The organism is Pseudomonas sp. NPDC090201, assembly GCF_044746825.1.
In the GTDB taxonomy this organism is placed as follows: Bacteria; Pseudomonadota; Gammaproteobacteria; order Pseudomonadales; family Pseudomonadaceae; genus Aquipseudomonas; species Aquipseudomonas putida_AD.
In genome coordinates this window covers 357,969-375,348 of record NZ_JBIVCX010000004.1, presented here as the reverse complement: position 1 = coordinate 375,348, position 17,380 = coordinate 357,969, and the positions used below count along the sequence as shown (strand labels likewise).

16 protein-coding genes are annotated in these 17,380 nt (G+C 62.9%); 12 read left to right on the top strand and 4 right to left on the bottom strand.

What is annotated here, in order from left to right:
* The first annotated feature begins 43 nt into the window (after positions 1-43).
* On the top strand, positions 44-1,723 hold the full coding sequence (locus ACIPOO_RS15800; protein ID WP_400608463.1) for an NAD-dependent malic enzyme: 1,680 nt from the start codon (positions 44-46) through the stop codon (positions 1,721-1,723).
* Positions 1,724-1,951: 228 nt separating this feature from the next.
* Here the strand turns inward: ACIPOO_RS15800 and ACIPOO_RS15795 are convergent, their stop codons facing one another.
* The gene (locus tag ACIPOO_RS15795; RefSeq protein WP_274131291.1) at positions 1,952-3,247 is read right to left on the bottom strand and encodes an MFS transporter; all 1,296 of its coding nucleotides are present in this window, start codon (positions 3,245-3,247) and stop codon (positions 1,952-1,954) included.
* A gap of 111 nt (positions 3,248-3,358) precedes the next feature.
* Positions 3,359-4,570: a pyridoxal-phosphate-dependent aminotransferase family protein gene (locus ACIPOO_RS15790; protein WP_400608460.1), complete on the bottom strand. Its 1,212-nt coding sequence runs from the start codon at positions 4,568-4,570 to the stop codon at positions 3,359-3,361.
* 163 nt (positions 4,571-4,733) lie between these two features.
* Between ACIPOO_RS15790 and ACIPOO_RS15785 the strand changes: the two genes are divergently transcribed.
* Positions 4,734-5,459 carry a GntR family transcriptional regulator gene (locus ACIPOO_RS15785; protein WP_400608458.1) on the top strand — a complete coding sequence of 242 codons (726 nt, stop codon included), beginning with the start codon at positions 4,734-4,736 and terminating at the stop codon, positions 5,457-5,459.
* A 359-nt stretch (positions 5,460-5,818) separates the two neighbouring features.
* Positions 5,819-6,106, top strand: coding sequence for a DUF2790 domain-containing protein (locus tag ACIPOO_RS15780; protein ID WP_400608456.1), 288 nt, complete (start codon positions 5,819-5,821; stop codon positions 6,104-6,106).
* 93 nt (positions 6,107-6,199) lie between these two features.
* Here ACIPOO_RS15780 and ACIPOO_RS15775 read toward each other — a convergent pair whose 3' ends face one another.
* Positions 6,200-7,105, bottom strand: coding sequence for a LysR substrate-binding domain-containing protein (locus tag ACIPOO_RS15775; protein WP_400608454.1), 906 nt, complete (start codon positions 7,103-7,105; stop codon positions 6,200-6,202).
* Between the two features lie 223 nt (positions 7,106-7,328).
* On the opposite strand from ACIPOO_RS15775, the gene ACIPOO_RS15770 reads away from it, so the two are divergent.
* From ACIPOO_RS15770 to ACIPOO_RS15730, 9 genes are all read left to right on the top strand, one after another.
* Positions 7,329-8,405: an ABC transporter substrate-binding protein gene (locus tag ACIPOO_RS15770; protein ID WP_274131281.1), complete on the top strand. Its 1,077-nt coding sequence runs from the start codon at positions 7,329-7,331 to the stop codon at positions 8,403-8,405.
* An 81-nt stretch (positions 8,406-8,486) separates the two neighbouring features.
* The gene (locus ACIPOO_RS15765; RefSeq protein ID WP_400608452.1) at positions 8,487-9,560 is read left to right on the top strand and encodes an ABC transporter ATP-binding protein; all 1,074 of its coding nucleotides are present in this window, start codon (positions 8,487-8,489) and stop codon (positions 9,558-9,560) included.
* Positions 9,547-10,419 carry an ABC transporter permease gene (locus ACIPOO_RS15760; RefSeq protein WP_400608450.1) on the top strand — a complete coding sequence of 291 codons (873 nt, stop codon included), beginning with the start codon at positions 9,547-9,549 and terminating at the stop codon, positions 10,417-10,419. Before ACIPOO_RS15765 ends, ACIPOO_RS15760 begins: the two co-directional genes overlap by 14 nt.
* 6 nt (positions 10,420-10,425) lie before the next feature.
* Positions 10,426-11,223 carry an ABC transporter permease gene (locus ACIPOO_RS15755; protein WP_274131276.1) on the top strand — a complete coding sequence of 266 codons (798 nt, stop codon included), beginning with the start codon at positions 10,426-10,428 and terminating at the stop codon, positions 11,221-11,223.
* Positions 11,220-12,362 carry an NAD(P)/FAD-dependent oxidoreductase gene (locus tag ACIPOO_RS15750; RefSeq protein ID WP_400608447.1) on the top strand — a complete coding sequence of 381 codons (1,143 nt, stop codon included), beginning with the start codon at positions 11,220-11,222 and terminating at the stop codon, positions 12,360-12,362. Before ACIPOO_RS15755 ends, ACIPOO_RS15750 begins: the two co-directional genes overlap by 4 nt.
* Positions 12,352-12,705 (top strand): (2Fe-2S)-binding protein, encoded by a 354-nt coding sequence (locus ACIPOO_RS15745; RefSeq protein ID WP_400608445.1) that lies wholly within the window; start codon positions 12,352-12,354, stop codon positions 12,703-12,705. Before ACIPOO_RS15750 ends, ACIPOO_RS15745 begins: the two co-directional genes overlap by 11 nt.
* A complete protein-coding gene (locus tag ACIPOO_RS15740; RefSeq protein ID WP_400608443.1) occupies positions 12,702-14,078 on the top strand; it encodes an NAD(P)/FAD-dependent oxidoreductase in 1,377 nt (458 codons plus the stop codon). The genes ACIPOO_RS15745 and ACIPOO_RS15740 overlap by 4 nt, the downstream gene beginning before the upstream one ends.
* Complete coding sequence (locus tag ACIPOO_RS15735) at positions 14,071-15,252, top strand: FAD-binding oxidoreductase (protein ID WP_274131271.1); 1,182 nt, start codon at positions 14,071-14,073, stop codon at positions 15,250-15,252. The genes ACIPOO_RS15740 and ACIPOO_RS15735 overlap by 8 nt, the downstream gene beginning before the upstream one ends.
* A gap of 12 nt (positions 15,253-15,264) precedes the next feature.
* Positions 15,265-15,615 carry a RidA family protein gene (locus ACIPOO_RS15730; protein WP_400608582.1) on the top strand — a complete coding sequence of 117 codons (351 nt, stop codon included), beginning with the start codon at positions 15,265-15,267 and terminating at the stop codon, positions 15,613-15,615.
* 42 nt (positions 15,616-15,657) lie between these two features.
* On the opposite strand, the gene proP is transcribed toward ACIPOO_RS15730, so the two are convergent.
* A complete protein-coding gene (gene proP, locus ACIPOO_RS15725; RefSeq protein ID WP_274131268.1) occupies positions 15,658-17,157 on the bottom strand; it encodes a glycine betaine/L-proline transporter ProP in 1,500 nt (499 codons plus the stop codon).
* Positions 17,158-17,380 lie beyond the last annotated feature (223 nt).

Genomic DNA, 17,380 nt, shown 5'->3' with positions numbered 1-17,380 from the left:
GTATATTGAATTCAAAATACAAAAACATGCACTGGAGGTAATGATGTCTGCTTCGTCCGACCGTCCCCTGTACCCCCGATTCAAGGGCCCGACTCTGCTGGGCACGCCGCTGCTCAACAAGGGCACGGCCTTCAGCCTCCGTGAACGTGAAATCCTGCACCTGACCGGCTTGCTGCCCGATCAGGTTGAAACCATCGAACAACAGGCCGAGCGCACCTACCAGCAGTTCAAGGCCTGTGGCACCGACCTTGAGAAGCATGTGTTCCTGCGCTCGGTGCAGGACTTCAACGAAACCCTGTTCTATCGCGTCGTCGACGATCATGTCGACGAGATGCTGCCAATCATCTACACCCCCACCGTCGGCAAGGCCTGCCAGGAATTCGCCCGGATCTACCGCAGCCATCGTGGCCTGTTCATCGGCATCGGCGACCAGGCGCGCATCGACGAAATCCTCGGCAACGTCACCAAGAACAACGTCAAGGTCATCGTGGTCAGTGACTGCGAACGCATCCTGGGCCTGGGCGACCAGGGCGTTGGCGGCATGGGCATTCCCATCGGCAAGCTGTCGCTCTACACCGCCTGTGGCGGCATCAGCCCGGCCTATACGCTGCCGGTGGTGCTGGATGTGGGCACCAACAATCCGGCGTTGCTGGCGGACCCTGTGTATTTTGGTCGTCGCCATGAGCGAGTGCGCGGCGCGGAATACGAGAGTTTTCTCCAGGCGTTCGTCGATGGGGTCAAGCGGCGCTGGCCGGGGGTGATCCTGCAATTCGAAGACTTCGCCCTGAGCAACGCCATGCCGTTGCTGGCGCGGTACCGTGATCAGTTGTGCTGCTTCAACGACGACATCCAGGGCACGGCGGCGGTCACCGTGGGCACCCTGCTGGCTGCGTGCAAGATGAAAGGGCAGCGCCTGTCGGAGCAGACCATCGCCTTCGTCGGCGCAGGTTCTGCCGGTTGCGGCATTGCCGAGCAGATCATCTCGGCCATGCAGCTGGAGGGCGTGAGCGAGGCGCAGGCGCGTCGGCAAGTGTATCTGCTCAACAGCAAGGGGCTGCTGACGGACAGACAGACCGGGCTCTATGACTTTCAGGAACGCCTGTCGCACCCGGCCGAGTCATTGGCGCATTGGCAGTTCAGCGGGGACTGGCCGGTGTTGCAGGAGGTGGTCAGTAACCTTAAGCCAACGGTGCTGATCGGGGTGTCGGGCAAGTCGGGGCTGTTCACCCAGGAGATCGTGGAGACCATGTACGCGCACTGTGCGCAGCCGATCATCATGCCGCTGTCCAACCCGACCTCGCAGATCGAAGCGCATCCCAAGGACATCCTGCAATGGACCGAGGGCAAGGCACTGGTGGCAACGGGCAGCCCGTTCTTGCCGGTCGAGCTGTTTGACAAGAAATTCCCGATTGCCCAGTGCAACAACTCCTACATCTTCCCCGGCATCGGCCTGGGCGCCATCGCGAGCAAGGCGACACGGGTGACCGAAGGCATGCTGATGGCCTCGGCTCAGGCGCTGGCCGACAGTGCAGGGGCAGGGCAGATGTTGCCGCCGTTGCGCGATGTGCAGGCCGTGAGCAAGAAGATCGCCTTTGCCGTAGGCAAGGCCGCCCAGGCAGACGGGGTGGCCCAGGAGATGTCCGACGAGGCGTTGCGCGAGGCAGTCGAGGCGAATTTCTGGAAGCCGGTGTATCGCGAATATGGGGTCAAGGAAGGTCAATGACCACGTGAGCCTGTGATCGGCGCCTGGCTCGGAACTGTGGGAGCGGGCTTGCCCGCGAAGGCGTCAGACCTAACGCTTCGGTGGTGGATGGCCCATCGCTTTCGCGGGCAAGCCCGCTCCCACAGGTTTTAGGGTTCACCCCGGAATTTGCGATCACCCTGGCCCCGTAGCAGTCCGGCTTGCCGGCGATGGCGATCTTGAAGACGCCGGCGCGGGCAAGTTGTGCCGCTACTTGCTGACCACCGCAGACCCTCCCGCCTCAACCGTTGCAGCCGCAGGCTGGCCGTACTCGAAGCGCTTCTGCGGTTTCATCCAGAACGACAGCACCACGCCGATCGCCAGCAAGCCAATGCTCACCATGAACGGCAACTGCCAGTTCGCGAACTTGTCGATCAGCAGGCCCGCCGCCACAGGGCTGATGATCGCCGCCATGGCTGAACCGGTGTTCATCATGCCGCTGGCCGTGCCGCAATGATCCGGTGCGATGTCCATCGGGATCGCCCACATCGGACCAATCGTCATCTCGGAAAAGAAGAACGCCACCGCCAGGCAGCCCAGCGACACATACATGTCATGGGTAAACATCAGCGGCACCAGCGCCGCCAGGGTGCAGGTCAGGCAGATCGCGACCATGCGGCTGCGGGCGCGGTTCAGATCGCCGGTGCGCTTGTAGATGCGGTCGCTGACGATCCCGCCCAGGGTGTCGCCCACCACACCGCCAAAAAACACCAGCGAGGAGAAGATTGCCGTGTTCTTCAGGTCCAGGCCCATGTTCATGAAATACATCGGCACCCAGCTCAACAGCAGCCAGAGCGTCCAGCCATAGCAGAAGTACACGATGGTCACCGGTGCCATGCGCTTGAACAGCCGGCCCCACGGCAGCGCGATATTGCTCTTGGGCTTGGGCGGCGGCAGCACGTCCAGTTCCTGGCGAGAGATGCGCGGGTGATCCTTGGGCTGTTCGGTGAACACCAGCATCCACAGCATCACCCAGACAAAACTGATCCCCGCGCACACATAGAACGACTCTCGCCAGCCGTAGGCCGCCATCACCGCAACCATCGCCGCCGGCGCCAGCGCGTTGCCCAGGCGGGCGAAGGCGTGGGTGATGCCTTGGGCGAAGCCGCGTTGATCCTTGGGCACCCAGCGCGACATCGCCGCGGTTGCCGCCGGGAAGGTTGCGCCTTCACCCAGGCCCAGCAGCAAACGGGCGATGATCAATGAGACGAAACCGCCGGCCAGGCCGGTCAGCACCGTCGCGCCGGCCCAGATGATCCCGCACACCACCAGCGTGCGCTTGGCGCCAAAGCGGTCGCTGACCCAGCCGCCGATGATCTGGAACACCAGGTAGGGATAGGCAAAAGCAGAGAAGACCAGGCCGATTTCGGTCTTGGTCAGGTTGAATTCCTTACCGAATCCGACCGCCGCCGTACTGACGTTGACGCGGTCCAGGTAGGTGATGAAGTACATGGCGCACAGCATGATGAGCACCACCGTGGTGGGGCGCAGACGTAAAGACTTCATGTTCTATCTCCAGTTTCTTGTTGTTCGCGCCATGGCGGCGCGTTGATTCGGGATAGTGAGAAAGTGCTGCGGGGGCGCTGCGGAAAAGCTCGCAAGCGCCCGTCAGGGCGATCAGTCGCGGCGCAATGGCACCGATTGGCCTCCCAGGTAGTCCATGGCGGCCAGCACGCCACTCGATTGCAGTTTCACCCCGGCCATCTGCAGGCCCATCTCGCAACCGGTGAGCGTAGCCATCAATGTCAGATCGTTGCAGTCGCCCAGGTGACCGATGCGGAACATGCGCCCTTTGAGCTTGCCAAGGCCGGTGCCCAGGGACATGTCGAAGCGCTCGTAGATCAGCTTGCGCACTTGGTCGGCATCGATGCCTTCGGGCGTCATCACGCCGGTCAGCACCGGGCTGTACACGGCAGGGTCGGCGCACTGGATCTCAAGCCCCCAGGCATTGACCGCCGAGCGGCAGGCGTGGGCCAGGCGGTTATGGCGGGCGAACACGTTGTCCAGGCCTTCGCCCAGGATCATGTCCAGCGCCTCGGACAGGCCATACAACAGGTTGGTGTTGGGGGTGTAAGGCCAGTAGCCGGTCTTGTTCATCTCGACGATTTCTTCCCAGGCCCAGAAACTGCGGGGCAGGCCGGCGTTCTTGCTGGCTTGCAGGGCTTTGGGCGAGAGGGCGTTGAAGCTGATGCCCGGCGGCAGCATCAGGCCTTTCTGCGAGCCTGAAACCGTGACATCGACGCCCCATTCGTCATGGCGATAGTCCGCCGAGGCGAGGCCCGAGATGGTGTCGACCAGCAGCAGCGCCGGGTGCCCGGCGGCGTCGATGGCCCGGCGCACCGAGGCGATGTCGGAGGTCACGCCGGTGCTGGTTTCGTTGTGCACCACGCACACCCCCTTGATGCGGTGGCCGCTGTCGGCGCGCAGGTGCGCTTCGACCATCCCCGCATCGACCCCGCCGCGCCAGCCTTCGATTCCCGGCTTGCCAATGAACTGCGGCTTGAGGCCAAGGCTCAGCGCCATTTTCTGCCACAGCGTGGCGAAGTGGCCGGTTTCGAACATCAGCACTTCATCGCCCGCGCTCATGGTATTGCACAGCGCCGCTTCCCAGGCGCCGGTGCCGGAGGCGGGGTAGATCACGACCGGGTGTTGGGTCTTGAAGATCTTCTTGATCCCATCAAGAACCTTCAGACCCAGCTCGCCGAACTCGGGGCCGCGGTGATCGATGGTGGGGTAGCTCATGGCGCGCAGGATGCGATCCGGCACCGGGCTGGGCCCTGGAATTTGCAGGAAGTGGCGGCCGGCAGGGTGGAAGTCGAGTTTCAGCATAGGTGTCTCCTCTTGTTTTTGTATTTTGAATTCAAAATACGTTAGCACCTCGTTGAGCTACGTCAATGGACGACTTTGAGCTAATATCAGCTGCAAATGGCCCGCTTTAAGTATAAGAAACGCCCTGAAGCCAGCTTTTCGTGATGCAGTAGAGGAATCTTGCATGCAAAATTTCGAGCCGTCGGGGGCCACCCCCGACCCGCGCCTGTCGCTCAAGGTCGAGCGTCAGCGCCTTCATGACATCGTGGTCGAGCACCTGCGCAGCTTCATCACCGAAGGCGTGCTGCCGCCCGGGACCAAGCTCAATGAGCGCGAGCTGTGCGAAACCCTTGGGATTTCCCGCACGCCGTTGCGTGAAGCGCTCAAAGTGCTGGCGGTAGAGGGGCTGATCGACATCAACCCCAACCGTGGCGCCAGTGTTTCGCGCATGTCGGAGATGGAAATTCGCGAGACCTTCGAACTGATGAGCGGTATCGAGGCATTCGCCGGGGAGCTGGCCTGCGAGCGCATCACCCCCCAGGAACTGGAAGACATCAAGGCGCTGCATTACGCCATGGTGGTGAGCAAGAACCAGAACGACTTGCCCGGCTACTACCAGCGCAACCGCGCCATCCACGACATGATCAACCTCGCCGCGCGCAATACCGCGCTGCGTCAGGTCTACCTGTCGCTGAACCGACGCATTCAGGCGCTGCGATACCTGTCCAACCAGCAGGCGCCGAAGTGGGAGCGGGCATTGCACGATCATGAAGAGATGATCACCGCCCTGCAGGCCCGCGACGGCAAGCGGTTGAGCGAAATCCTGCGGCACCATCTGTTGGAAAAGCGCGACGCAATCATGTTGATGGTGCGAGCCGAGGGCGAGCATCCCGATTCGATTCGGCGGTGAAAGCGGCGGGGCCTGCAGCCGGCCTGTCACATGCGCACTCCACCCCGTAGCAGCACGGCTTGCCGGCGGGAGCGGTGTGTCAGACACCTGTAATTGACTGATACACCGCTCCCGCCGGCAAGCCGTGCTGCTACGGCCATATGAAATTTCTATAACGTTAGTTTAACTTTTGTATCGCTAGTTAAAGTAATACTGTATTTCCAGGAATGAAATAATCACGTTTATATCGATATGGGCAATGTTTCATATCGACCGCAAATATTTATCGCCGCGACGATAACGCGCAACAATCGCTGCCAGAAGCAAACGAATAGACGCTTTGCTCAACTTGCAGACTACTCAGATACTGGAGATCCAAAATGAAATATGTCGCCTTCGCCGCCCTCTCGTTTTTCAGCGTTTTCGCATCGGCCAACGAACTGGCTGACAACGCCGCCGCCTCGAACAGCGCACGTCCGCTGACCCAGGTCGAGCAGTACAACCGCCACAAAGGCCTGGACGTAGCCAAGGTCTCCAGCGTAACCACCGCCCAGGATCCAGAGAAAGTCGACGGTCTGGTCAAGTCGAGCATGGTCTACGTTGACAGCCAGGGCGCCACTCACACCCTTGAATACACCACCATGGGTTATGGCCGTCAGAACGGATAATGAGGTCCGGTTTGATTGATGTCCGAACGGTTAAATGAAAACGCTGCGATGATCGCAGCGTTTTTGTTTATGTGTCTTTTACCCAGTTGATTGTTAACGTTCGCGAGAAACACCTAATACATTTTCGTAAAAGTCCTTGAGCGTTTCTACAAACTCTTCAGCCAGCCGGGTCCGTGCGTGGGCCGCCGGCCAGATGACGTAGGTGGGAAACAAGATGTCCGGCTTGAATGGCCGGATCACGATGTCCCGATGCTGGTAATCGCGGGCCACCAGTGGGTGGGCCAGAGTGATGCCCATGCCCAGCGCCACCATCTCGCAGTTGATCGCACTGTATTGCGCCTCCACTGCCATGACCCGTTCCACACCCGCCTGTTCGAACAGGCCGTCCACCAGTGCGCGGGTGCCGTCGCCGTGGCACAGGGAAACGAAGGTTTCGCCTTCGAGATCAGTGAAGGTGATGTGTTCGCGCTCGGCCAGAGGATGGGAGACGGGGAGTACGCAGACCGCAGGCACCATCGCCAGCAACTCGCTCTGCTCGCTGCTGACGTCACCCGGGTGGACCACCAGGCCAATGTCGCAGAATTGCGATTTGACCCATTGCTCCACGGTCTGTGAGGAGTTCACGTGCAGTGAAACCGTCAGTTCCGGGCGTGAGTCGGTAAAGGCCTTCAGTGCCCGGGGAATCATGCTCAGGCCGGTGGAAGGCACTGCCGCGACCCGCAGGCGGCCGGTGCCCAGGTTGCGAATGTTCTTCGCCGAAAGCCTCAGCGAATCCATGCCGACGTACGCACGCTCCACTTCTTGAAAGAACGCTTGGCCTTCCTGGGTCGGGATCAGCCGCACCCCGGCGCGTTTGAACAGGCTAAGCCCGGTGCTCAGTTCCAGCTGTGCGATCAGGCGGCTGACGTTGGGCTGCGAGGTGTACAACGCCTCGGCTGCTGCGGTCATGGAGCCCAGCCGCATGACGCTTCGAAACGCTTCGATCTGCCTGAGGTTCATCTGACCTTCCATATCAAATATGAATAACTAACCCGGATATCCGTATTTGACCATATGGGACGCCTGTCGCAATACTCGAATTGCAACCCATAGCGCACATGAAGATGCGCCACCGGGCGATGGATTCCCCCGGATATGCATGCACCGTGCATGCATGGCTTCAGCCTCGGTTGAAGCAACTGACGCATTGTTCGATCTGCCCCATGCACTTCGGAGATAGTCTGTGAATAGCCTTAACTCGTCCCCAGCAACACCGCCGTTTCGTCCGTTCCAGCGCGCCGCGCTCGCCCTTGCCGTGACCTTCGCGGGCCTTGCGAGCCAGCAGGCGTTGGCCGAACCCACCTTGTACGTCGCCGGTGTCGGTGGATCCACCGAGCAGATGTACAAGACCCAGGTCATTCCCGCCTTCGAAAAACAGCACAACGTCAAGGTGGTGTATGTGGCGGGCAACTCGACCGAAACCCTGGCCAAGTTGCAGGCCCAGAAAGGCCGGCAGCAGATCAACGTGGCGATGATGGACGACGGCCCGATGTACCAGGCGCTGCAGCTTGGCCTGTGCGAGAAGCTCAGCGATGCGCCGGTGTACAAGGACCTCTATCCCCTGGCGCGGTTGAGCCCCGAAGCGACCGGCATCGGCGTGGTCGCCACCGGCATCGGCTACAACGAGGAGGCGTTCAAGAAGCGTGGCTGGGCAGCCCCGGACTCCTGGGAGAACCTCACCGACCCGCGCTACAAACAGCTGCTCGGCATGCCGCCGGTGACCAACACCTACGGCCTGCACACCCTGGTCGAAATGGCCCGCCTGCGCGGCGGAGACGAGAAGAACATCGACCCCGGCTTCAAGGCCCTCAAGGATGAAATCGGCCCCAACGTGCTGGCCTGGGTGGCCGCGCCCGGGGAAATGGACGGCATGATGCAGAACGGCGATGTGGTCATGGCGGTGTACGGCAGCGGCCGCGCCGTGGCGCTGCAAGGCACCGGCTTTCCGCTGAAATTCATCTACCCCAAGGAAGGCGGCATCGCCTTGCAGATCGCGGCGTGCGGCGTCACGCCCAATGCCCAGCCCGAGCTGTCCCAGGCGTTCATCCAGTATGTGCTTTCGCCTGAAGTCCAGGAGATCCAGGCCCGGGCCAACGGCTTCGCGCCGGTCAACCAGACCGTGAAGCTGCCGCCCGATGTGGCCTCGCGCATGCCTTACGGCCCCGAGAAGGTCAACGCCCTGATCAAGGTCGACTGGGACACGATCAACCAGCAGCGTGGCGAGTGGACCACCCGCTGGAATCGTACTGTAGAGCGCTGATCTCAGGTCAGCAGACAGCGGCATCCCCGATCCTTCCGAAAACCATCCTGGAGACGCAGGCCTGGCCTGCGTGGCACGCCAATGGCATTTCTCACACTCGAAGGCATCGTCAAGAGCTACGGCAGTTTCAAGGCCATTGACGGTTTGAACCTGGAAGTCCGGCACGGCGAGTTCATCGCCCTGCTCGGGCCTTCCGGCTGCGGCAAGACCACCACCCTGCAATCGATCGCCGGTTTCGTGCAGCCCACCGAAGGGCGGATCGTCCTCGACGGGCGCGACATCACCCACGTCCGTCCCGAGCAGCGCGGGCTGGGCATTGTCTTTCAGAGCTATGCGCTGTTTCCGCACATGACCGTGGCGCAGAACATCAGTTTTGGCCTGGAGATGCGCGGCGTGCCCAAGGCCGAACGCAAGAAACGCATCGATGAAGCGCTGGATCTGGTACGCCTGGGCGGGCTGGGGGAGCGTTACCCCAAGGCGCTCTCGGGCGGGCAGCGTCAGCGGGTGGCGATTGCCCGGGCGCTGGCGATCCGGCCCAACCTGTTGCTGCTCGACGAGCCCATGTCCAACCTCGACGCCAAGCTGCGCGAAGAGATGCACATCGAACTGCGCTCGATCCAGCGCGAGTTGGGCATTACCACGATCCTGGTGACCCACGACCAGGTCGAGGCGATGACCATGAGCGACCGCATCGCCGTGATGCACAAGGGTCGCATCGTGCAGATCGACACGCCGTTCGAAGCGTACGAACGGCCCCATTCGCCGTTCGCCTCGGCGTTCCTGGGCAAGACCAACGCCTTTGCCGGCGCCGTGCAACTACGCAATGCCCGCTGCTGCCATGTGCAGGTCCACGACACCCTGCTGCACGTACCCCACGAGGACCGCTCGCTGGGCAATGACGTCAACGTCTACATCCGCCCGGAAAAGATCCGCCTGACGGCCTCGGGCAGTGGCCGTGTCAGCGGGCGCATCCGCCTGCGGGTGTTCCTCGGCAATCTGTGGCTGATCGCCGTGGAAAGTCATCTGGGCCTGGTGCACATGACCCAGCCCAACCTCGGCACGCCGCCACCGGAGGAGGGCAGCGAGGTCGGGCTGGACTGGTCCGATGACGACCTGCGGCTGCTGGATCGGGAGGTCGCCCATGGCCAGGTATGACGCCGAACACGTCGGCGCCGCGCCCTGGATTCTCAGCGGCCCGGCGCTGCTGGTGTTCATCGCGCTGCTGCTGGCGCCCCTGATGCTCACCGCCGTGCTGTCGCTGAACCTGTTCAGTGACACCGAAGGCGTGATCCCGACCTACAGCCTGGGCAATTACCTGGAGGTGTTCAAGGACAGCTACTTCCACGACATCTTCCTGCGCACCGGCGGCATGGCGCTGGCGGTCACGGTGCTGTGCGTGCTGCTGGGCATTCCCGAGACCATCATCATCGCGCGAATGGCGCCGCGCTGGCGCTCATTGTTCCTGCTGGTGGTGCTGGGTCCGCTGCTGATTTCGGTGGTGGTACGCACCCTTGGCTGGGCGATTCTGCTGGGCAATAACGGCCTGATCAACGACGCCCTGCAAGCACTGGGCATCACCGAGCAACCGGTGAAGATGCTGTTCACCCAGGTCGGCGTGATCATCGCCCTGACCCACGTGCTGGTGCCGTTCATGGTGATTGCGGTGTGGGCGACGTTGCAGCGCCTGGACCTGCAAGTGGAGTGGGCCGGGTTGTCGCTGGGCGCCTCCAGGCTGACGGTGTTTCGCCGGATCATCCTGCCGCAGATCATGCCGGGCGTGCTCTCCGGGTCGATCATCGTGTTCGCCCTAGCAGCCTCGGCCTTCGCCACCCCGGCGATCATCGGCGGACGGCGCCTGAAAGTGGTGGCCACCGCAGCCTATGACGAGTTCCTCGGCACCCTCAACTGGCCCCTGGGCGCAGCCATCGCGATGCTTCTGCTGGTGGCCAACCTTGTCATCATCCTGGGTTGCAGCAAGCTGGCCGAGCGCCGCTTCAAGCAAGTCTTCGAGTAGACGACCATGCACAAGAACGGATTTTTCTCGCTGCTGTTTCATGCTGCTTTCGTCACCTTCATCGTTGCGCCGCTGGTGGTGGTGATGGTCATGGCGTTCACCAGCAAGGGCTATCTCTCGTTGCCCACCGACGGCCTGTCGCTGCGCTGGTTCCGGGCGTTGCTGGAAAACCAGGAAATGCTCGACGCCTTCATGCTGTCGATCAAGCTGGGCCTGGCGTCGGCCACCATTGCCGCGCTGCTGGCGATTCCCGCGGCACTGGCGATCAGTCGCTACGACTTTCCCGGGCGTGGCGCGCTGACCGGCTTTCTGCTGTCGCCGCTGATGATTCCGTCGGTGGTGCTGGGCATCGCGTTTTTGCGCTTCTTTTCCTTGGCGCACATCGGCGGCTCGCTCTGGGCCCTGACCCTGACCCACGTGATCGTAGTGCTGCCTTATGCACTGCGCCTGACGCTGGCGTCGACCATCGGCCTTGAGCGCGACATCGAGCACGCCGCGCTGTCGCTGGGCGCCACCCGCTGGAAGGCCTTTTATCGGGTGGTGTTGCCGCGCATCCGCACCGGTGTGATCGGTGGCTGGATGCTGGCGTTCATCCAGAGTTTCGATGAGCTGACCATGACCGTTTTCGTCGCCACGCCGGGCACCACCACGTTGCCAGTGGCGATGTACAACCAGATTTCCCAGACCATCGACCCCTTGATCACCGCAGTGTCCACGGTGCTGATCCTCGGCACGCTGCTGTTGATGCTGGTATTGGACCGGCTGGTCGGGCTGGATCGGGTACTGATCGGAGAAGGCAAATGAGCCAGGATGCAAACGGCGTCACCCAGGCGGACGTGATCGTGATTGGTGGCGGCCTGGTCGGCACGGCGGTGGCCTATGGCCTGGCGCGCAGCGGGGCGGACACCTTGGTGCTGGATCAGGGGGACGATGCCTTCCGCGCCTCGCGGGGCAATTTCGGGCTGGTCTGGGTGCAGGGCAAGGGCCACGACCTGCCGGACTATTCGCGCTGGACGCGGTCGTCTGCGGCGCGCTGGGCGGGGTTTGCCGAGATGCTGCTGGCCGATGGCGGCGTCGATGTGCAGCTCAGGCAGCAGGGTGGCTTTCACATGTGCTTCAGCGATGACGAAATGCTTGAGCGCCAGACGCGCCTGCAAACCCTGCAGGATGCGCTGGGCGACTACCCGTTCCAGATGCTCGACGCCGCAGACCTCAAGGCCCGCCTGCCGCTGATCGGCCCGGCGGTGGTGGGCGCCAGTTACACGCCCCAGGACGGCCACGTCAATCCGCTGAAACTGCTGCGGGCGTTGCATGCATCGACCCAGGCCCGTGGTGGGCGGCTGATCGGTGGGGTGCAGGTGGATCGTATCGATTGCGCGGCGGGCGAGTTCTGCGTCACGGCGGGGCAGCGCCGCTTCATCGCGCCACGCATCGTGTTGGCGGCGGGGCTTGGCAATCCGGGCCTGGCCCGACAGGTGGGACTGCACGCGCCGGTGGCGCCCAACCGCGGGCAGGTGCTGGTCAGCGAGCGGGTCCGGCCGTTTCTCGACTACCCGACCATCAACGTGCGGCAGACCGACGAGGGCACCGTGCAACTGGGGGACTCGATGGAGGAGGTGGGGTTCGACGATCGCACCACCACCGAGGTGCTGGCGAAAATCGCCCGGCGCGGCGTCTCGACCTTCCCGCTGCTGAGCCAGGTGCGGCTGGTGCGTGCCTGGGGCGCGCTGCGGGTCATGAGCCCCGATGGTTTTCCGATCTACCAGCAGTCGCCGCGGCATCCGGGGGCGTTCGTGGTCACCTGCCACAGCGGCGTGACCCTGGCTGCCGCCCACGCCCTGCGCATCGCGCCGTGGATCATGGGCGGCGAGCAACCCGAGGAGCTGGGGGTGTTTACCGGCGACCGTTTCCTGACTGACAAGGTGTTTTCCCATGCGCACTGAACCGCTGTTTCAACCGGTCATGAGTGAGGTCAGGTCGACACGCACCGTGAGCCTGACCTTTAACGAACAACCCCTGAATGTTCCGGCGGGCACCAGTGTCGCAGCAGCATTGCTGATGTCCGGGATCGGCCGGTTTCGCGCCACGCCGGTCAGCGAATCCCCGCGCGCACCCTATTGCATGATGGGCGTGTGCTTTGAATGCCTGGTGGAGATCGATGGCGTGCCCAATCGCCAGAGTTGCCTGATCGAGGTCAGCGACGGCATGCGCATCCGCTCTCAGGAAGGCGCCCGCGACCTGATGTTCGCGCCCGTGGATGTCGAGACGTTCGAGGTGCAGCCATGAATCCGGTCAATGTCGATGTGGTGGTCGTAGGGGCCGGTGCCGCCGGTATGTCGGGCGCCGTGGCGCTGGCCCGCTCCGGGTTGCAAGTGGTGTTGCTGGACGAGCAGGGCAGCCCGGGCGGGCAGATTTACCGGGGCATCACCTTGGCGCCGCTGGGCCGTCGCGACATGCTTGGTCCCGATTACGCCCATGGCAACGAGTTGGCGCAAGCGCTGGCCGCGTCCAGCGTCCAGTACGAGAAGGGCGCGGCGGTGTGGCAAGTGACCCGCGATCATCAGGTCAGCTACCTGCGCGACGGGCGCCTGCATACCTTGCAGGCCAGAGCGGTGCTGCTGGCCACCGGCGCCATGGAGCGACCTTTTCCGATTCCGGGCTGGACCTTGCCGGGGGTGATGACGGCGGGCGCGGCGCAGATCCTCCTGAAAAGCTCAGGCCTGGCGCCGAGCGAGCCGGTGGTGCTGACCGGCTGCGGGCCGTTGCTGTACCTGCTGGGCTGGCAATACCTGCGCGCGGGTGTGCCGATCAAGGCACTGGTCGACACCACCCGCCCCGAAGACTACTGGCGTGCGCGGCGGCACCTGTTTGCCGCATTGCGCGCCTGGCCTTACCTGCGCAAAGGGCTGGACCTGATGCGCAGCCTGCGCAGCGCCGGCATCGCTCATTACACCGGCGCCGAGCAACTGGCCATTGAAGGCGATGAGGCCGCTCGCGCGCTGGTCTTCACCGTCGGCGGCAAGGCTCAGCGGGTGGCGACTCGTTGCGTGTTGCTGCACCAGGGTGTGGTGCCGAACATCCAGTTCAGCCAGTCGTTGCGCGCAAGCCATCACTGGGACGTGGATCAATTGTGCTTCAGTCCCAAGGTCGACCCCTGGGGTGCGCTGGATGTGCCCGGCATCTACGTGGCAGGCGATGGCGCCGGTATCGGCGGCGCCCAGGCGGCTGCGGTGCAAGGCGAGCTGGCCGCATTGGGCATCGCCCGGCAACTGGGCACCCTCAGTGACGCCCAGCGCGATTATCGCGCCGAGCCGCTTCGCGCAAGGCTTGAGTCGAACCTGCGCATCCGGCCGTTTCTCGATGCGCTGTACCAGCCCAAGGAGGCCAATCGCATCCCCGCCGACGAGGTCATGGTGTGCCGCTGCGAAGAAGTCACGGCCGGCGAACTGCGCCAGTTCGTGGCGCTGGGCTGCACCGGGCCGAACCAGGCCAAATCCTTCGGACGTTGCGGCATGGGGCCGTGCCAGGGGCGCATGTGCGGCCTGACGGTCACTGAAGTCATTGCCAAGGCGCGCGGCGTATCGGCGTCGGAAGTCGGCTATTACCGGATTCGCCCGCCAATCAAGCCGATCACACTGGGAGAGCTTGCCGGTGAATAGTAAGAGCACTCGGCAAAGCGATGTGCTGGTGATCGGCGGCGGCATTCATGGCCTCAGTACCGCGTTTCACCTGGCGCTGCGCGGGGTCAAGGTGACGGTGCTGGAAGCCGATTACTGCGCCCGTCATGCCTCAGGTGTCAACGCCGGAGGGGTGCGCACGCTGGGCCGGCACACGGCGGAAATCCCGTTGGCGCTGTCGTCCCGTGAGCTGTGGCACGAACTTGGAAGCGTGCTGGGCGACGACGGCGGTTTCGTCGCCAGCGGCCAACTGAAACTCGCGGAAAACCCAGCCGAACTGGAGGAGTGCAGACGCCGGGTGCAGCAGCTTCAGGCGCTGGGTTTCGATCATGAAGTGCTGATCGACCAGCAGCAGGTGTTCGAGATCATCCCCACTGTGGCCCGTCATGTGGTGGGCGGCATCTGGGTCAAGGATGACGGCTATGCACTGCCCTTCAGAACCGTGACGGCGTTTCGTCTGGCCGCTGAAAAACTCGGTGTGCAGGTGCTGGAAGGCACCAAGGCGCAGTACATCGAACAAAGCGGCAGTCAGTGGAAAGTCGTGACGCCTGCCGCGGTGTTCAGCGCCGAGCACTTGGTGATTACCGCCGGGGCCTGGGCGCAGGAGCTGGCGGCGCAAGTGGGCGAGCCGGTGCCTGCGCATCCCGAGGGGCTGATGCTGATGGTCACCCATCGGGTCGCGCCCTTTTGTGCGCCAACCCTGGGAGCCACCGGGCGTGCGCTGTCGTTCAAGCAGTTCGCCAACGGCACCGTGGTCATCGGCGGCAAGCTGATCGGCGCGCTGGATTTTCCGGCCCGCCATGGCGAGGTCGACATGACCCGTCTGGGCACCAGCGCGCGCACCGTGACCGACCTGTTCCCGCACCTGAAGCACCTGGGCGTCAACCGTGTGTGGGCCGGGGTCGAGGCCTTCACCGCCGACGATCTTCCGGTGATCGGCGCCAGCCGCAAGGCGAGCAAACTCAGCTACTCGTTCGGTTTCTGCGGCAGCGGATTCCAGATGGGCCCCGGCACCGGCAGACGCCTGGCCCAGCAGATTCTCGGCGAGCACTCGGACATTTCCCTTGCGGCCTTCGCCATCGACCGCTTCACCAGGACAACCAGTGCCGACGCGCTGGCCACTCATCAACACGCTGCACCCATTACCAACCATTGAGGAGTTCACATGCTGGAAATCACCCGTATCGAAACCAACCAACGCATGAGCCGCGTCGTGCAATGCAACGGCTTCACGTTCCTGGGCGGGCAGACCGCAACCGACCGCAGCCTGGACATCAAGGGCCAGACCGCGCAGGTGCTGGAGAAGATCGACAACTATCTGGCCAAGGCTGGCCTGGACAAGACCCGCATTCTCAGTGCTCAGGTATGGCTGTCGGACATTGCCGCCAACTTCGCCGGCATGAACGAGGTGTGGGACGCCTGGGCACCGGAAGGCCACGCACCTGCCCGCGCCACGGTTGAATCGCGACTGGCGGCGCCTGATCTGCTGGTGGAAATCACGGTGGTGGCGGCAGGCTGATGTACCCGCTGCCGCGCCTCTGTGCGCGGCAGCGGTTCAGCATCAATCGATGCGAGGGTGTTGCTGCACCAGCTCCTTGCGCTTGGCCTCAAGCTCGGCGATCTGGGTATCGATGTCTTCGATCTTCTGTTCGATATTGTCGTGGTGTTCCTGCAGCAGTTCCTTGGCTTCCTCGAGGTCCGAGGCCGCAGGTGCTGCGCCGCGCAACGGCTTGTTGGCGGTTTCCTTCATCGTCACCCCGGTGGCCAGGCCAATCACCGCGACCACCATCAGGTAGTACGCCGGCATGTAGAGGTTGTTGGTGCTTTCCACCAGCCAGGCGGCGAGGGTGGGCGTCAGGCCGGCAATCAGCACCGAAACGTTGAACGCGCTGGCCAGGGCGCTGTAGCGGATGTGCGTGGGGAACATCGCGGGCAGGGTAGACGCCATCACGCCGATGAAAAAGTTCAGCACCACTGCCAGAATCAGCAGCCCTGCGAAGATCACCCCGATCTTGCCGCTGTTGATCAGCATGAACGCCGGAATGGCCAGGATGAACAGCGCAACGCTGCCGACAATGATGAAGGGCTTGCGGCCGATCTTGTCGCTGATGAAACCGATCAAAGGCTGCACGAACAGCATGCCGACCATGATCGCGATGATGATCAGCACCCCGCGGTCTTCGCTGTAATGCAGGTTGTGCGACAGGTAGCTCGGCATGTACGTCAGCAGCATGTAATACGTCACGTTGGTCGCGACCACGATGCCGATACAGGTCATCAGGCTGCGCCAATGCTTGGTCGCCACTTCCTTGAACGAGACCTTCGGACCATGGGACAGGCCTTCGCGGTCGCCCTGTTCGAGCTTGTCCACGTGCTGCTGAAAGGCCGGGGTTTCTTCCAGTGCGTTACGCAGGTACAGCCCGAGCATCCCCAGGGGCAGGGCGAGGAAGAACGGCAGGCGCCAGCCCCATTCCTCGAACTTCTCCTGACCCAGGAAGGTGGAAATCATCACCACCAGGCCCGCGCCCAGGACGAAACCGGCAATCGAGCCGAAATCCAGCCAACTCCCGAGAAAGCCGCGCTTGCGGTCGGGTGCATACTCGGCGACGAAGATCGACGCGCCGGTGTACTCGCCGCCCACCGAGAAGCCCTGGGCCATCTTGGCCAGCAGCAACAGGATGGGCGCCCAGATGCCAATCGAGGCGTAGGAGGGGATCAGGCCGATGGCGAAGGTGCTCAGGGACATGATGATAATGGTCGCCGCCAGCACTTTCTGGCGCCCGTACTTGTCGCCCAGGGCACCGAAGAACAGCCCGCCCAGCGGCCTGATCAGGAACGGCACCGAGAAGGTCGCCAGTGCCGCCACCATCTGCACGCTTGGGTCGGCGCCGGGAAAGAACACCTTGCCCAGTACATACGCGACGAAGCCGTAGACGCCGAAGTCGAACCACTCCATGGCGTTGCCCAGGGCCGCTGCGGTGATCGCCTTGCGCATCTTCGCGTCGTCGACGATGGTGATGTCCTGCAACCCGATGGGGCTGACTTTTTTCTTTGATTTCATACCGGTCACTCTGTTTCAGAACTGTCGATGCCATTGTTTTGGTGGCACGCTATTCCCGTTCAGATACAAAAAGACGCAAAATAATTCACCGTGAAACCCGGTTTTTGTTTCTTCACGTTTTCAAAGCTGTTGCAGATGACTCTCCACCCGGCCCGGCGACCGATCGGCACCCCGGCCTCAAAGCACGAGACTTCCCGCGCAAAACCCGGATAATGGCGGCCAT

Excerpts from the sequence above, each read along its gene's own strand:
- ACIPOO_RS15795 (WP_274131291.1), bottom strand. The coding sequence starts at position 3,247 with ATGAAGTCTTTACGTCTGCGCCCCACCACGGTGGTGCTCATCATGCTG.
- ACIPOO_RS15790 (WP_400608460.1), bottom strand. The coding sequence starts at position 4,570 with ATGCTGAAACTCGACTTCCACCCTGCCGGCCGCCACTTCCTGCAAATT.
- ACIPOO_RS15775 (WP_400608454.1), bottom strand. The coding sequence starts at position 7,105 with ATGAACCTCAGGCAGATCGAAGCGTTTCGAAGCGTCATGCGGCTGGGC.
- ACIPOO_RS15765 (WP_400608452.1), top strand. The coding sequence starts at position 8,487 with ATGGCATTTCTCACACTCGAAGGCATCGTCAAGAGCTACGGCAGTTTC.
- proP (WP_274131268.1), bottom strand. The coding sequence starts at position 17,157 with ATGAAATCAAAGAAAAAAGTCAGCCCCATCGGGTTGCAGGACATCACC.
- ACIPOO_RS15750 (WP_400608447.1), top strand. The coding sequence starts at position 11,220 with ATGAGCCAGGATGCAAACGGCGTCACCCAGGCGGACGTGATCGTGATT.
- ACIPOO_RS15800 (WP_400608463.1), top strand. The coding sequence starts at position 44 with ATGTCTGCTTCGTCCGACCGTCCCCTGTACCCCCGATTCAAGGGCCCG.
- ACIPOO_RS15785 (WP_400608458.1), top strand. The coding sequence starts at position 4,734 with ATGCAAAATTTCGAGCCGTCGGGGGCCACCCCCGACCCGCGCCTGTCG.
- ACIPOO_RS15755 (WP_274131276.1), top strand. The coding sequence starts at position 10,426 with ATGCACAAGAACGGATTTTTCTCGCTGCTGTTTCATGCTGCTTTCGTC.
- ACIPOO_RS15760 (WP_400608450.1), top strand. The coding sequence starts at position 9,547 with ATGGCCAGGTATGACGCCGAACACGTCGGCGCCGCGCCCTGGATTCTC.
- ACIPOO_RS15780 (WP_400608456.1), top strand. The coding sequence starts at position 5,819 with ATGAAATATGTCGCCTTCGCCGCCCTCTCGTTTTTCAGCGTTTTCGCA.
- ACIPOO_RS15745 (WP_400608445.1), top strand. The coding sequence starts at position 12,352 with ATGCGCACTGAACCGCTGTTTCAACCGGTCATGAGTGAGGTCAGGTCG.
- ACIPOO_RS15740 (WP_400608443.1), top strand. The coding sequence starts at position 12,702 with ATGAATCCGGTCAATGTCGATGTGGTGGTCGTAGGGGCCGGTGCCGCC.